The sequence below is a fragment of the Aerococcus kribbianus genome (assembly GCF_026805545.1).
Taxonomy (GTDB): Bacteria; Bacillota; Bacilli; order Lactobacillales; family Aerococcaceae; genus Aerococcus; species Aerococcus kribbianus.
Window position 1 is genome coordinate 282,704 of record NZ_JAPRFR010000001.1, and the last position, 14,019, is coordinate 296,722.

Sequence of the window (14,019 nt, forward strand, 5' to 3'; positions counted from 1 at the left end):
CATTAGCAATTTTTATGACTGCTTTCACCCAACCAGTCTCGCTAGAAAAAAATTTACCAATTACTACTTACCATCTGTGCACTTATCAAGGAATACTATACCGATTTTATCCCTTTTCGTCAAGCGGATGATTTATTTTTTCTAATTGGTCAATAAAACGTCGACTCTTCAAATGAATCCCAACATATTCTTCATAGAGAGAGTCAATCGCTTGTCTAATAAAGGCCTTATTTTCTTGTGAAATACGAATTGAATGAATAGCTCCAATATCTATACCAGAAAAAAGGCGAATATAGTGGGCAGCACGAAGGTGCCAATGGAGGCGACGTTCATCACGGTAAAAATGACGCTGACAAAGTAAGCCTCCATATTGCATAGAATAATCAAATTGCCCTTGATTTTGACCACAAACGACACAAGATTTTAAGTGGGGACTCACGCCAAACTTAGCTAAAATTTTAATTTCAAAAATATTAGTCATTATAACAGGATCAAGACCTGCTTCCATCTTGTCGAGAATTTGGGCATAGAGGGCATATAAGTGAGTATCGACCTCACCATCTTCCATAGAGGCATCCAATAGGTGAGTCACATAAGTGGCATAGGCGACTCTTTCAATATCACTATGGATATGTTTGGGGTAATGGACTTGTCCATAGTCATTAAGAAAAGATAATCCGTTTTGGTTCAATTTACCCACAAAATCTGCTTGCAAAAAGGGAAAAGCAATCGCCCGCATGGCATGATTGTTACGATTGCCGTTGCGAACAAAAAACATCCGCTTACCATAATCTCGGGTAAAAATTTTAACCAATAAGTCATGATCGCGATGTTGTCTAGTAAACAAAACAATGCCGTTAAATTTTTGATAATAAGTGGTTTTTGCCAAGCAAATCCCTCATTTTTTAATAATCTTCACTACGATAGCCAAAGTTTTGTAAGGACCGGGAGTGGTCACGCCAATCTTTTTCAATTTTAACCCAAAGTTCTAGGTAAACCTTGGATCCTAATAAGCGTTCAATCTCGCGGCGGGCACCAACGCCTATACTTTTAAGCATTTTGCCTCCCTTACCAATAATGATGCCCTTTTGGCTCTTACGTTCTACTATAATGTTGGCATAAACATGGACCTTGTCGTGGTCATCTACCTGCATAGAGTCAATGGTCACAGCAATGGAGTGGGGAACTTCTTCGCGGGTCCGTAACAAAATTTGTTCGCGAATGAGTTCAGAAACTACAAAATATTCCGGATGGTCGGAAATTTGCTGACTAGGGTAATATTGTGGCCCTAAAGGCATATGATCAGCAAGGTCAGCCACTAATTTGTTGACATTATTGCCTTGCAAGGCAGAAATCGGATAAATGGCTGTAAACAATTCTTGATTGGGTACAGTGGCCAAAAATTCAGCCAGTTCTTCAGGTGCCACTTGATCAATTTTATTGATTGCCAAATATTTGGGGGTTTGGTAGTGGCTAATTTTTTCCATGACAAATTTATCGCCAGGTCCAATTGCTTCTGTCACGTTCACTAACATCACTATAGCTTCTACTTCATCAAGGGCTTGATAGGCTGACTTCACCATAAATTCACCCAATTCATGGTGGGGCTTATGAATTCCTGGTGTATCAATAAAGACAATTTGCATGTCATCAGTAGTATAGACCGCTTGGATTTTATTTCGGGTGGTTTGTGCTTTGTCCGACATAATGGCTACTTTTTGCCCTACGATTTGGTTAAGTAAGGTTGACTTCCCGACATTTGGCCGGCCTACAATAGCCACAAAACCAGATTTAAATTCTTTGTTTTCTTCCACATTGTCTCCTTAAAATAATGCAATAATTTTCGGTACAAAAATAATAGCGCCTACAAGTATGGCCAATAGTGCTGCAATCAAAACCCCACCGGCTGCCACATCTTTGACATGTTTAGCAATAGGATGGTAGCTGTTATTAGTCACTAAATCAATCGTCCACTCGGCAATCGTATTGACAAATTCCATTAAAATCACCAATGCGTAAATTAGGATTAGAATCAACCACTCAACGGCAGAAACTCCCAATAAATAAGCCAAGCCACTCGCAACTATGGCAGCCAACACTTGGAAGCGCAGATTACGTTCATTCTTAATGGCAAATTGAATTCCCTCCAAGGCATAAGACAAGGATTCAAAAAAAGAATGGTTTTTATCTGTTTTTTCTTTAGTCTCTCTTGAGTCCATAAGCATCTAAAATCTCTTTCTGTAAGGAAAACATTACGTGCTCATCTTCGGGGGTCATATGATCATAGCCATTTAAATGAAGAAAACCATGTAAGGCTAAAAAGCCTAGTTCCCGTTGCAAACTATGACCATAATCCTTTGCTTGGGCCTTAGCCGTATCTAAAGAAATAAAAATATCGCCTAATTCAACAGGCATATCTTCAAAGCCAACTATCGGCAATTCCCCTGCTACTTGGTCCTGAATAGCAAAGGAAATCACATCAGTACTTTGATCTTTATCACGGTAATCACGATTAATCGCTTGGATACGTGCATCATCCACAATGGTCACTGACACAGTATGCAAGCGGTCATAGTGCAAATAGTCGCCCGCAAAAACCAATAACTTTTCGATCAAAGCTTGATTATCTGTAGATAAGTCATGGCTTTCATCAAAAAAATTTAATTCAACATTCATGCCTTATTCCCCTCCATCATCAGCATAAGCATTAATAATTGCCGATACTACCGGGTGACGAACCACATCATCCGCATCAAAGGTAATCATAGCAATATCATCTACTGACTGTAACTTGGTCATAGCATCTTTTAATCCTGAACGCGCATTATGAGGGAGGTCAATCTGAGTAACGTCCCCATTGACAATCATTTTAGACCCGAAACCTAAACGGGTTAAAAACATCTTCATTTGAGCGATTGTTGTATTTTGGGCCTCATCCAAAATGACAAAAGCTTCTTCTAAGGTCCGCCCCCGCATATAAGCTAAAGGAGCAATCTCGATCACATTCCGTTCAATTAAACGTTCCGTGTGTTCTCGTCCATAAATACTATAAAGGGCATCATAAATAGGCCGTAAATAAGGATCAACCTTTTCTTTGAGGTCACCTGGTAAGAAACCTAAGCTCTCCCCTGCTTCTACTGCAGGACGGGTGAGGATAATTCGACTCACTTGTCCTTTTTTTAAGGCCTGGACAGCCATTACTACAGCTAAAAAGGTTTTTCCCGTTCCAGCTGGACCTACGCCAAATGTAACAGCATTTTTTTTGACTGCATTAAGATATTGCTTTTGTCCGAAATTTTTGGCGCGTATGGCCTTGCCATCATAGGTACGCCCAATTTCTTCTTCATACAAGTTAAGAAAATAATCTAGGGTGTCATTTTTAGCCATTTTGATTGCTGTGACAATATCACGTTCACCAATGCTAATCCCAGTGAGTAAGAGTGCCTCTAACTCCTGATAGAGTTTAATCACCTGGTTAACAGCTTCTTCATTACCGATTACAGAAATACCCATTGACCGCGTGTGAATGGTCACATCAAAAGATTTTTCAATTAATGTAATGTGGCGGTCTTGGGTACCGAATAATTGAATGGTATTTTCTGGGTTAGCAAACTGATAGTCTTTGGTATGCACTGTATCCGTCAAATGCTCATATCCCCCTTCTTAATCTAAGCTAAGTATAGCAAAAATCAATTAAAAACACGAATCAAATTAAATAGACCTAACCTTTTCGTCTGGCAAAACAAAAAGTGCTGGTCATTAAGACCAACACTTTTTAAGTTAATAGATGCAGCTAGCTCACATCTGCTCGACGTTTGCGTAGAAAAGGCTAGCTAGCATGAAATTAGTATTTACGTTTACGCGCAGCTTCAGATTTCTTCTTACGTCTAACTGAAGGCTTTTCGTAGAATTCACGTTTACGTGCTTCTTGCATAGTACCTGATTTCGACACAGAACGTTTGAAGCGACGAAGAGCATCATCTAACGATTCGTTTTTACGAACAACTGTTTTAGACATGGAATTTCCCTCCCCTCGTAACTACAAATCATTCTTTCATCTCTGAAAAAATGTTCCTAACAATTATACCTATAAATGGATAAACCGTCAAACATTATTTTAGGAATTTTCTTGGCAATCTGCACAAAGGCCTTGCAATTCAAAGGTATGGCCTTCAATCTTATAACCAGGTAATTGGTCGGTAAAATAGTCTAAAGGACACATTTTGAGGGGAACTGTTTTACCACAGTTACGACAGATAAAATGATGGTGGTGACCCATTTCGGGATTGCAGTGTTGCCGAAATACACGCTCACCATTCACTTCACTAGTCTCGATAAGATTATAATCCACAAACAATCTTAGATTACGGTAAATGGTATCAAATGACATCCCTGGGTACAAGTCAGCCATTCGTTCTTGAACGGTTTTGGCTTTGATGAAATGGGTCTCATTGGCAAAAATATCTAGCATATCCGCACGTCGTTTCGTGTACTTATACCCAGCTTCATTCAATTTTGCCATTGATTCTTCAACATAGGACATTGTTCTCACCTCACATATAGCTATAGTTTACCAAATTTCATTGCAAATGGTAAGGTATACGCTTTTAGTGGGGTTGGCTGGTATCAAAATGACGAATCTCTTGTTCGATTTCTTGACGTTTAGCTTCTAGGAAAGGTGGTAAGGACAAAGTTTCACCCAAATATTCATAGTCTTCATCACCCATGAAACCAGGTCCATCTGTCGATAATTCAATTAAGATGTGTCCAATACGAGCGTATAAAGCTTCAAAGAAGAAACGATCCACAAGGCCAGAATTAGGTACACCAATCCGTTGGTAATCTGCTAACCATTGGGACAAAGCTTCGTGATCAGCTACCCTAAAGGACACATGGTGAACTTCACCATAACCCTGGAAGACAAGCTGGTCTAAGTCAGAATGATTAAGCAAGATTTGTCCGCCATTACCACCCTCAGCCACTTCTAACAAGCTTTGTTTATCATTGGAATCAACGACTTTAAAGCCATAAATCTCTTGGAGCAATTGTTTGAATTCTGTGTAGTAAGATACTGTCATTTCGATCGGACCTAAACCATAGATTGCCTTGTCAGTGGGGATTGGGCCGTTTTGCCAAGGCTGACCAGCAGCGATGCCTTGATTGTTTTCATCAGAGAAAATCCGGTAACGTTGACCATCAAAATATTCGAAAGCTAAAGTTTTCTTCCCATAAAGGGTCTCTTCCCCTTCAATTTTAATATCAAATTCATCTTGAAACTCTGCCAACCGATTGGTATAGTAAGCCAAGGCGGCATCATCAGGTACCCTTAAGCCAATCCGTGTAATTGAATTATTGGCATGCTGGCCTTGAGGGATCCCTGGAAAATCAAAGAAAGTTAAGTCTGTCCCTGGACTCCCCAAATCATCTGCAAAGAAAGTATGGTAAGTATGGATATCATCTTGATTGACAGTTTTCTTCACCAAACGCATACCTAAAACCTTTGTCATGAAGGCATAGTTACGTTCAGCTGATGAAGTAATGGCAGTCACATGATGAATCCCTAATAAGTTTTTATTGGTCATAATTTAGCTCCTTATCTAGCTATTATTTCGAATCCGTAATAAATATAGCATATTTTTTTCCTTCTGCCAATCCTTATGCTCAAGTCATGTTAAAATAGAAGCATTCTAATAGGAGGTTTACTTATGGCTACAAATAATAAGCAAAACAAGCAAGCCGTCGATTACTTTTTAATTTCTGATGCGGTTGGTTCCTTAGTGCAAGATGTTTATCAATCGGCATCTGTTCAGTTCCCTGAGGTGGACTGTTCCTACCAACTCTTCCCTTTTATCCAACGTTTAGACAGTTTACAGCCTATTCTCAATCAAGCCAAAGAGCAAGGGGTGGGGATTATCTCTTCACTTATTGATCCCAAGATGCAAGACTACACGGAAAAGTTTTGTCAGGATAATAATCTTTTCTTCTACAATCTTGTCGCCCCAGTAATTGCTGATATGGAGAGACGGTTCCATAGTCAAGCGCGACAGAAGCCTGGTATCCGTCATAAATTAAACGATGAATATTATCGACGCATTGAGGCCTTGGAGTTTGCAGTCTTAAATGATGATGGCCAACACCCTAACCGTTTTAAGGAAGCCGATATTGTCCTTCTAGGTATCTCTCGTACGTCAAAAACCCCCCTTTCCATGTATTTAGCTAATCTTGGCTATAAGGTTGCCAACCTGCCTTTAGTGCCTGAGGCTAACTTACCTGAGATTATCTATGAGATTAATCGTGACAAGATTATCGGTTTAACCAATGATGTTAATGTCTTAAATAAATTTCGTCGCGAACGTTTGCGGTCTTATGGTATCGAGAATTCATCCCTTTACTCTAATGATGACCGTATCCAAGTGGAATTAAATTATGCTGACCAGGTTTATGAAGATCTACAGTGTCCGGTCATCAATGTTGCTGACCGGTCAATTGAAGAAACTGCGACTTTAATTTTAATGTTCTTAAATTCTGAATTTAATAATTCTGATATCGATTTGACTTAACGAATCGATTAAAAAAAGTCCTCCACTAAAATAGTTGGAGGACTTTTAAAATGTTTATTGATTTAAACCAATTTCTTCATAGAGAAAACGGAATTGTTTCAAGGAAATCACATTAGTATCGGTAAAGTAATCGATAAAGTTTTCACGTTTACGAGAGAAAATCACTGTGATTGCTAATATTGGAATAGTTGATAAGATTAACTTACCTAAACCTTCACGAATAAAACAAGTCCCTAGAGATAAGCGTTCTTGTTTATCATGGACCACTTGAATATCTAATAATAACTTACCAAAGCTTTGGCCATTTAGTAAATAAGTCGTTAGTGTGAAGTAGATAATCAAGATAGCTTGTTTAATGACATAGTTTAAGGGAAGAGATAGACTAGCTATCGGTTCTGGGCTAAAATAATTGGCTCCCCCTAATAACAATGCCTGTAGGGCCCATACCATAATCATATCGATAAGAAAAGCAACGGTCCGTACCCAAAAGCCAGCATACAAGTACTTGGAAAAACCATCAACCACATTATTGCGGACATTCTTACGATTTTTACTCCATAATTCATGGCCGGATAAACGACGGGATTTTTTCTTGCGTTGGTATCGCTGGCGGTCTTGTTCAGACTCAAGCACGCCTAGATAGGCTTTATCATTTAACTCAGGTAGATCTTTATTAGAATTGTCATGATTTTGGCTTGTAGTTTTGGTATCCATGCTTATTCACCTCCATACATATAGTAAAGTTGAGGTGTATTAGGTTCATTTATTTGTTTTTCAATCATTTGCATTTCTTCAGCCACTGACATTTCGGCAGCCTTATCTTCTGCTTGGCGCGTTGAGAACATAGAGAATAAACGGGTAAAATAGTCATCATCATTATTAGGTGTCATATCTACGACTTGACCGCCATCAAGACCATTATCAGACATCAAAGCAGCCAAGGCATCATCTTCATAACCAATTTCATCAATCAAACCATTGTTTTTGGCTTGACTTCCAGAATAGACTCGTCCGTCAGCTAAGTCACGCACATCCTCTTCAGACATATCGCGCCCGTTAGCCACTGTAGAAACGAAACGATTATAAGATTCATCAATTAACGATTGGAAAATCTCTCGCTCTTCATCAGAAGGTTCCTTGTAAGGAGAGCCCATATCCTTGTTGTCTCCGGATTTATAAACCGTCATGTCCAAGCCGTGTTCTTCCATAAAGCCTGAGAAGTTAGGGCTAGACATAATCACACCAATAGAACCAGTGAGGGTTTCGTTATCAGCAAAGATCTTGTCTCCAACCATTGATACCATATACCCTCCTGAGGCAGCGGTAGTTCCCATTGAGACGTAGATAGGGATATCACGGGCTTCTTTGACTTCTTGTAAACGCTTAGTGAGTTCTTCACTATGATAAGTTGTTCCACCCGGAGAATCAACTTTTAACAGAATTGCCTTCACTGAATCATCTGATTCAATTTGATCCAAAGCTTTTAAAGTCCCTTGGTGGTCATAAGAAGGGCTAGCTTCAAAAGGAGACGTTTCTCCAGTATCAGCAATCATGCCATTGATATCTAATACGGCAACCTTTTTAGCGGGGTCTCCAGATTGAATCTCTTTTTCAGAGACAGTTTGGTCTTCAAACTCAGAAAAGGAATTTTCTAACCATTGAGCGCGTTGCTCTTGAGATATAGAACTTCCCATTGCACCTAAAACTAAAATCACCAAAGCAATGACAACAACAATCCACTTTCTTTTCATGATAACCTCCTATTTTAAGAGACTTGGACAATAGTCTCAGCCTTTTTGTACAATCTCCTAGTCGAGCTCTGAAAAGCAAGAGCTTCGGATATTTGTCCAATAGGCTAAAAGATTTAAGTTCGTATCTTTTGCCTAGTGGCTCAAATCTCTCGCTCTTACCGCTTTTGCTCACATCCTGTTTAGTCGGGTTCCAAAAGTCAGAACAGACTGCCTTTCCTAAAACTCTCTGATGACCGTTTGCCATCTTTCGTGTTTTAGTCCAAGGCTTCTGTTCTTTACGACTTTTGTCGCACCCTGTTTACTAGTCGATGTCGATTTTAGTGACTTGTAAAGCTAAATCTTCAAGCTGATCAAAAGAAACTGGGCTTGGTGCTTGAGTCAATGGATCAAAGGCGCGTCCATTTTTAGGGAAGGCAATGACTTCACGAATATTTTCTTCACCAGCTAAAAGCATTACTAAACGATCAAGACCTAAAGCTAATCCACCATGTGGAGGGAAACCATAGTCTAGCGCATCTAAAAGGAAGGCAAATTGTTCTTGGGCAGATTCTTCGGTAAATCCTAAAGCTTTAAACATTTCAATTTGGGTATCTTTTTGGTAGATACGTAATGAACCCCCGCCAATTTCATAACCATTTAAGACAATATCATAAGCTTGAGCATAAACAGATTCAGGCTCGCTAGCCAATTTATCCAAGTCCTCTTCGTTAGGCATGGTAAATGGATGGTGCATGGCAGTATAGCGCTTAGTATCTGCATCGTATTCTAATAGTGGCCAGTTAACTACCCATAAGAAGTTAAATTGATCTTTATCCATTAATTCAAGTTCACGACCAAATTTCAAACGAATTTCGGCTAAGGATTGGTTAACAACCGTTTCTGAGTCAGCAACGAAGGCTAAAATATCACCAGATTCTGCCTCTAAGCGTGACATTAACGGTTCCGGGTTATCTTTGAAGAATTTACCAATCGGTCCAGATAAGCCATCATCCGTTACCTTGATCCAAGCGACTCCTTTAGCACCATATGTGCTGGCGAAGTCAGTTAATCCATCAAGGTCTTTACGTGAATAGTTGTCGCCTGCACCTTTGATATTAATGGCTTTAACAATACCACCATTTTCAATAGCTTGGTTGAAGACCTTAAAATCATATTGGTCAACGATGTCAGAAATATCAACAAGTTCCAAGCCAAAACGAGTATCTGGCTTATCTGTCCCGTAACGGCTCATCGCTTCGTCATAGGTCATAACTGGGAAGTCTTCTGTAATTTCAATCCCCTTGGTCCGGTCCATAATCGCTTTCAACATGTTTTCAACTAAATCACGAATTTCTTCTTGGCTAAGGAAAGTGGTTTCCAAGTCCACTTGAGTAAATTCAGGTTGACGGTCGCCGCGCAAGTCTTCGTCACGGAAGCAACGAACGATTTGGTAGTAACGGTCCATCCCAGCTGACATCAATAATTGTTTAAATAATTGTGGTGATTGTGGTAAGGCGTAAAATTCTCCTTGGTGAATTCGAGATGGAACGAGATAGTCACGTGCCCCTTCTGGTGTAGATTTAGTTAAGTAAGGCGTTTCCACTTCAATGAAGTTTTCATCATCCAAGTAGCGATGAATGGTAGAAACGACTTGGTGACGTAATTTCATATTGCTGGCCATCTTAGGACGACGAAGGTCCACATAACGGTATTTCATACGGATATCATCATTTACATCGATGTCATCTTCTACTGGGAATGGTGGGGTTTTAGCAGTGTTTAAAATTGTCAGCTCTTTTACCATTAATTCGTACTGACCTGTTGCTAGTTTAGGATTCACCAAGTCTTCATCACGGTGTACTAAATCACCAGTGACTTCAATAACGTACTCTGAGCGTAAACGTTCAGCTTCAGAAAATTGGTCGCCTAAGTTCTCCACATTGAAGACCACTTGCACTAAACCTTCTCGGTCACGTAAATCGACAAAGATAACCCCACCAAGGTCACGGCGTTTTTGTACCCAACCTTTCAAGGTAATCGCTTGTCCCACATGCTTTTCACTTACTTGTCCACAATATACTGTTCTTTGCATAGTTATCCCCTTTTTATTTCATTTTTTCGTAAATTTTGCTGAAATCAGCCGTTAGATCTTCAAATGAGAAGCTTTCTTGTTTCCCTGAACTCATATTTTTCACTTGAATTTGGTTGTCAGTAATTTCTTGGTCACCAATCGTAATGACCAAGTCGGCCCCAAGTTTATCGGCTTCCTTGAATTGCTTTTTAGCTTTACGGTCGAAGAAGTCTCGATCACAAGAAAAACCGGCATGACGAACGCGCTGAGTGATTTGCGTGGCGTATTTTGAGGCTTCCTCACCAAAATTAACCACATAAACATCTAAAGGATGGCTTTCCGGCAAGTCAACACCTTGGGCTTGCATCAATAAAATCAACCGTTCAATCCCAATTGCAAAACCAAAGCCAGGCACTGACTGTTTGCCATCAGATAGCTCATTCACTAAACCATCATAGTTACCGCCACCAACAATCGTGCTTTGAGCACCAAAATCTTTGGCGTCAGTCATAATTTCAAAAATAGTTTCTTGGTAATAATCCAAGCCACGCACCATATTGGCATCAATTTCAAAAGGAATTTTTAAACGTGTTAAAAGTTCTTGAACCAATTGGAAGCGTTCTTTGGAGTCTTCTGACAAGGCGTCTAAAATACTTGGCGCCCCTTCAACAATTTCGATATCTTTAGGATCCTTACTATCTAATACTCGCAGAGGATTTTGGTGAAGACGCGTTTGAGAATCCTCACTAAGTTGGTCATAATATGGTTCTAAGTAATCAATTAAGGCCTGGCGATAAGTTTGACGACTTTCTTCACTGCCAAGAGAATTAATCACTAACTTATAATTGCTGACACCTAATGCTTGGAGAATATCGATAGCCAAGGCAATAGTTTCAACATCAGTTGCCGCATTTTCACCACCAAATACCTCAACACCGAGTTGGTTGAATTGGCGTTGACGTCCACTTTGCGGCCGCTCATAACGAAACATTGGTCCCATGTAGTAAACCTTATAAGGCTTAACTTCTTCAGGGGCATAGAGTTTATTTTCCACAAAGGCACGGGCAATTGGTGCTGTGCCTTCTGGTTTTAGAGCGATATGACGGTCACCCTTGTCATAAAAGTCATACATTTCCTTGGTGATTACATCAGTCGTTTCACCAACCCCACGTGAAAAGAGCTCAAAACTCTCAAACATTGGTGTCCGAATTTCAAAGAAACGATAATTATGCAAAATTTCTCGAGCAGTTGACTCAATATATTGCCAAATTTCTACTTGACCGGGTAAGATATCGGCAGTTCCTTTAGGTTTTTGAATCATGGCATTTCCTCCATTCTATAAAAAAAGTCCTCATTCCAATACTAACATTAGAATAAGGACGAATTAATCGTGGTACCACCTTAGTTTCAGCCGAAGCTGCTAAGCACTTAACGCGTGTCACGGGTTAGCTTTCACTAACCACCTCTAGAGCGTCAGATACATCATCCCTTTTAGATCCTTACACCAACTAATCCTCGCTTAGAAAAACAATGATAATCTCTCTCTATTAACGGTTTTTTATCTGTTTATAGATTATAATAAAGTAAAAAACTTGTCAAGAAAAGAATCTGTTATTGCACTTCACCTGCTTTATCGGTAAACTTTAATAAGATAAGGAGCGAAGAAACTTATGCTGGAAAAATGGCAAGCTGAATTTAAACGTTACAAATCACTATATTTTATTTATTTACTTATTTTTTTGCTTTGCCTTGGCAGTATGGCCTTTTTTGTCTACAAGGATAATCAAGCGACCAGTCGAAAATTGACCATGGAAGTAGTCAACATGCGTCAAGGACCTGGCGTTACCTATGATATCGAACGGCAATTGACCAAAGATACGCCCTATCAAATCATGCGTGAAGAAAATGATTGGTATTATGTAAAATTAAAAGATAATTCCACTGGATGGCTGCCTAAATGGTTGGTTAACCCGCAAGCCTTTGCTGAAACCTCATCCTTTATCGCCACTGTATTAGCCGATTCTGCTCCAATATACGAAGACAATACGGTTGATTCCAAGCAAATTGCTGAAGCGCAAAAACATCAAAAGTTCCAAATTCTTCACCAAATCGATGGTTGGGTACAAATCCAAACAGACCAGGGAACGGCGTGGATTAGTCAAGATACCATCGAAATTACCCCTGGTACCATGTCTGAAGGAGCGGTGATTACTAGTCGCATGCAAGATTTACAAGACGACCTGCTTGCTGACGGCCAATATTCTGTCGTTCCGACAGCTGAAGGGGTCAATATCCGTCAAGCACCAGAACCAGGGGCAGAAATTATCGGCAAAACAGCTGAAGAAGATGTATTAACTTATTTAGGCCAAGAAGATGCTTATTACCATGTTCAACTAGCAGATGGTCAAGAAGGTTATATCGCCAACTGGTTGGCAGATTCCAATGCCACAGCCATGGCAGATTTGGCTAATCAAATGGAAGAAACCAGTACACTTAGCAACCAAGTCATTGTCTTAGACCCAGGACATGGTGGTGATGACCCTGGTGCCATGAACGATACTATCAACGAAAAATCTGTTACCCTTAAAACAGCCCACGCCGTTAAAGATAAGTTAGAAGCAGCCGGTGCGACAGTTTATTTAACTCGTGAAGACGACTCTACAGTTGAACTTGGTGAGCGGGTCGAAATATCTAAGCGCACTGGGGCGGATGCTTTCATCAGCCTCCATTTCGACGCCTATGATTCAATTTCGGCCTCTGGGACATCAACCTATTACTATGATGATGGATCCGTCCCTCTCGCCCAAGCAGTCCAAGCTCAACTTCTCGAACAATTACCACTGTCTTCTAATGGAATCCGTTTTGGGGACTTCCAAGTCACCCGGGAGAATCCAGCGCCTTCACTCTTGTTAGAGCTCGGCTACATGTCTAACCCATCTGATGTTAAAACCTTCACTCAAGATGATTACTACCAAGATGTCGCTGAGGCCGTTTACGATGGTTTAGTGGTTTACTTCCAAAAATAAAGGATGCGATAAGAACAGAAGCCTTGGACCAAAAGACTGCAGATAGCAATTAGCTGGTTAAGTCTTTTAGGAAAGGCATGTTTGCCCTTCTCCTCAAAGGCTTACTAGGAAATGAATATTCATATAATATGAAGAGGCTGGGAGTTTATCCCAGCCTCTTTGCTTTATCTCATACTGTTTATTCATTGGAATCTAAAATAATCGTCACGGGGCCATCATTGATAAGACTAACTTGCATATCAGCACCAAATTCTCCCGTTTTAACTTCAATGTCATAGTCTTCATTAAGTTTTTGATTTAATAACTGATAGAGTCGATCACCATGGTCGGGTTTGGCCGCATCAATAAAACTTGGTCGGTTTCCCTTACGTGTTCTTGCATATAGGGTAAATTGGGAAATCGATAATATTTCGCCACCCACCTGCTTGATATCTAAGTTCAATTTATCATCTTCATCAGAAAAAATGCGCATTTTCGCAATCTTTTTGGCCATATAGTCCACAGTTTCTTCAGTGTCGTCATCATGAACACCTACTAATAGCATAAAGCCCTTTTTTATAGCAGCTTTTTCTTCCTTAGCAATACTTACACTAGCTTCATTTACTCTTTGAATAATAACGCGCATAATGCCT

General features: G+C 39.9%; 15 protein-coding genes. 2 read left to right on the forward strand and 13 right to left on the reverse strand.

Going from position 1 to position 14,019, the window contains the following annotated elements; all coding sequences use genetic code 11:
* Positions 1 to 106: 106 nt before the first annotated feature.
* From recO to OW157_RS01350, 8 genes are all read right to left on the reverse strand, one after another.
* Complete coding sequence (gene recO / locus OW157_RS01315) at positions 107 to 889, reverse strand: DNA repair protein RecO (protein WP_268751530.1); 783 nt, start codon at positions 887 to 889, stop codon at positions 107 to 109.
* Between the two features lie 16 nt (positions 890 to 905).
* Positions 906 to 1,814 (reverse strand): GTPase Era, encoded by a 909-nt coding sequence (era, locus tag OW157_RS01320; protein ID WP_268751531.1) that lies wholly within the window; start codon positions 1,812 to 1,814, stop codon positions 906 to 908.
* A gap of 9 nt (positions 1,815 to 1,823) precedes the next feature.
* Positions 1,824 to 2,225, reverse strand: a complete 402-nt coding sequence (locus OW157_RS01325) for a diacylglycerol kinase family protein (protein WP_268751532.1) — start codon at positions 2,223 to 2,225, stop codon at positions 1,824 to 1,826.
* A complete protein-coding gene (gene ybeY, locus OW157_RS01330) occupies positions 2,200 to 2,676 on the reverse strand; it encodes an rRNA maturation RNase YbeY (protein ID WP_268751533.1) in 477 nt (158 codons plus the stop codon). Before ybeY ends, OW157_RS01325 begins: the two co-directional genes overlap by 26 nt.
* 3 nt (positions 2,677 to 2,679) lie before the next feature.
* Complete coding sequence (locus tag OW157_RS01335) at positions 2,680 to 3,645, reverse strand: PhoH family protein (protein WP_268751534.1); 966 nt, start codon at positions 3,643 to 3,645, stop codon at positions 2,680 to 2,682.
* 199 nt (positions 3,646 to 3,844) lie between these two features.
* On the reverse strand, positions 3,845 to 4,018 hold the full coding sequence (rpsU, locus tag OW157_RS01340) for a 30S ribosomal protein S21 (RefSeq protein WP_268751535.1): 174 nt from the start codon (positions 4,016 to 4,018) through the stop codon (positions 3,845 to 3,847).
* Between the two features lie 99 nt (positions 4,019 to 4,117).
* A complete protein-coding gene (locus tag OW157_RS01345) occupies positions 4,118 to 4,543 on the reverse strand; it encodes a Fur family transcriptional regulator (protein ID WP_268751536.1) in 426 nt (141 codons plus the stop codon).
* Positions 4,544 to 4,607: 64 nt separating this feature from the next.
* Complete coding sequence (locus OW157_RS01350; protein ID WP_268751537.1) at positions 4,608 to 5,582, reverse strand: ring-cleaving dioxygenase; 975 nt, start codon at positions 5,580 to 5,582, stop codon at positions 4,608 to 4,610.
* 123 nt (positions 5,583 to 5,705) lie between these two features.
* Between OW157_RS01350 and OW157_RS01355 the strand changes: the two genes are divergently transcribed.
* Complete coding sequence (locus OW157_RS01355; protein WP_268751538.1) at positions 5,706 to 6,560, forward strand: pyruvate, water dikinase regulatory protein; 855 nt, start codon at positions 5,706 to 5,708, stop codon at positions 6,558 to 6,560.
* Between the two features lie 54 nt (positions 6,561 to 6,614).
* Here the strand turns inward: OW157_RS01355 and OW157_RS01360 are convergent, their stop codons facing one another.
* From OW157_RS01360 to hisS, 4 genes are all read right to left on the reverse strand, one after another.
* Positions 6,615 to 7,274, reverse strand: coding sequence for an RDD family protein (locus tag OW157_RS01360; protein WP_268751539.1), 660 nt, complete (start codon positions 7,272 to 7,274; stop codon positions 6,615 to 6,617).
* 2 nt (positions 7,275 to 7,276) lie between these two features.
* On the reverse strand, positions 7,277 to 8,311 hold the full coding sequence (gene sppA, locus OW157_RS01365; protein ID WP_268751540.1) for a signal peptide peptidase SppA: 1,035 nt from the start codon (positions 8,309 to 8,311) through the stop codon (positions 7,277 to 7,279).
* Between the two features lie 301 nt (positions 8,312 to 8,612).
* Entirely contained in the window at positions 8,613 to 10,382 is a 1,770-nt protein-coding gene (gene aspS, locus OW157_RS01370) for an aspartate--tRNA ligase (RefSeq protein WP_268751541.1), read from the reverse strand.
* A gap of 13 nt (positions 10,383 to 10,395) precedes the next feature.
* Positions 10,396 to 11,682, reverse strand: a complete 1,287-nt coding sequence (gene hisS / locus OW157_RS01375) for a histidine--tRNA ligase (protein ID WP_268751542.1) — start codon at positions 11,680 to 11,682, stop codon at positions 10,396 to 10,398.
* A 349-nt stretch (positions 11,683 to 12,031) separates the two neighbouring features.
* Between hisS and OW157_RS01380 the strand changes: the two genes are divergently transcribed.
* Positions 12,032 to 13,387 carry an N-acetylmuramoyl-L-alanine amidase gene (locus OW157_RS01380; RefSeq protein WP_268751543.1) on the forward strand — a complete coding sequence of 452 codons (1,356 nt, stop codon included), beginning with the start codon at positions 12,032 to 12,034 and terminating at the stop codon, positions 13,385 to 13,387.
* Between the two features lie 178 nt (positions 13,388 to 13,565).
* Here OW157_RS01380 and dtd read toward each other — a convergent pair whose 3' ends face one another.
* Positions 13,566 to 14,012 carry a D-aminoacyl-tRNA deacylase gene (dtd, locus tag OW157_RS01385; RefSeq protein ID WP_268751544.1) on the reverse strand — a complete coding sequence of 149 codons (447 nt, stop codon included), beginning with the start codon at positions 14,010 to 14,012 and terminating at the stop codon, positions 13,566 to 13,568.
* Positions 14,013 to 14,019 lie beyond the last annotated feature (7 nt).

Excerpts from the sequence above, each read along its gene's own strand:
- OW157_RS01325 (WP_268751532.1), bottom strand. The coding sequence starts at position 2,225 with ATGCTTATGGACTCAAGAGAGACTAAAGAAAAAACAGATAAAAACCAT.
- ybeY (WP_268751533.1), bottom strand. The coding sequence starts at position 2,676 with ATGAATGTTGAATTAAATTTTTTTGATGAAAGCCATGACTTATCTACA.
- rpsU (WP_268751535.1), bottom strand. The coding sequence starts at position 4,018 with ATGTCTAAAACAGTTGTTCGTAAAAACGAATCGTTAGATGATGCTCTT.
- OW157_RS01345 (WP_268751536.1), bottom strand. The coding sequence starts at position 4,543 with ATGTCCTATGTTGAAGAATCAATGGCAAAATTGAATGAAGCTGGGTAT.
- OW157_RS01350 (WP_268751537.1), bottom strand. The coding sequence starts at position 5,582 with ATGACCAATAAAAACTTATTAGGGATTCATCATGTGACTGCCATTACT.
- OW157_RS01355 (WP_268751538.1), top strand. The coding sequence starts at position 5,706 with ATGGCTACAAATAATAAGCAAAACAAGCAAGCCGTCGATTACTTTTTA.
- OW157_RS01360 (WP_268751539.1), bottom strand. The coding sequence starts at position 7,274 with ATGGATACCAAAACTACAAGCCAAAATCATGACAATTCTAATAAAGAT.
- sppA (WP_268751540.1), bottom strand. The coding sequence starts at position 8,311 with ATGAAAAGAAAGTGGATTGTTGTTGTCATTGCTTTGGTGATTTTAGTT.
- aspS (WP_268751541.1), bottom strand. The coding sequence starts at position 10,382 with ATGCAAAGAACAGTATATTGTGGACAAGTAAGTGAAAAGCATGTGGGA.
- hisS (WP_268751542.1), bottom strand. The coding sequence starts at position 11,682 with ATGATTCAAAAACCTAAAGGAACTGCCGATATCTTACCCGGTCAAGTA.
- OW157_RS01380 (WP_268751543.1), top strand. The coding sequence starts at position 12,032 with ATGCTGGAAAAATGGCAAGCTGAATTTAAACGTTACAAATCACTATAT.
- dtd (WP_268751544.1), bottom strand. The coding sequence starts at position 14,012 with ATGCGCGTTATTATTCAAAGAGTAAATGAAGCTAGTGTAAGTATTGCT.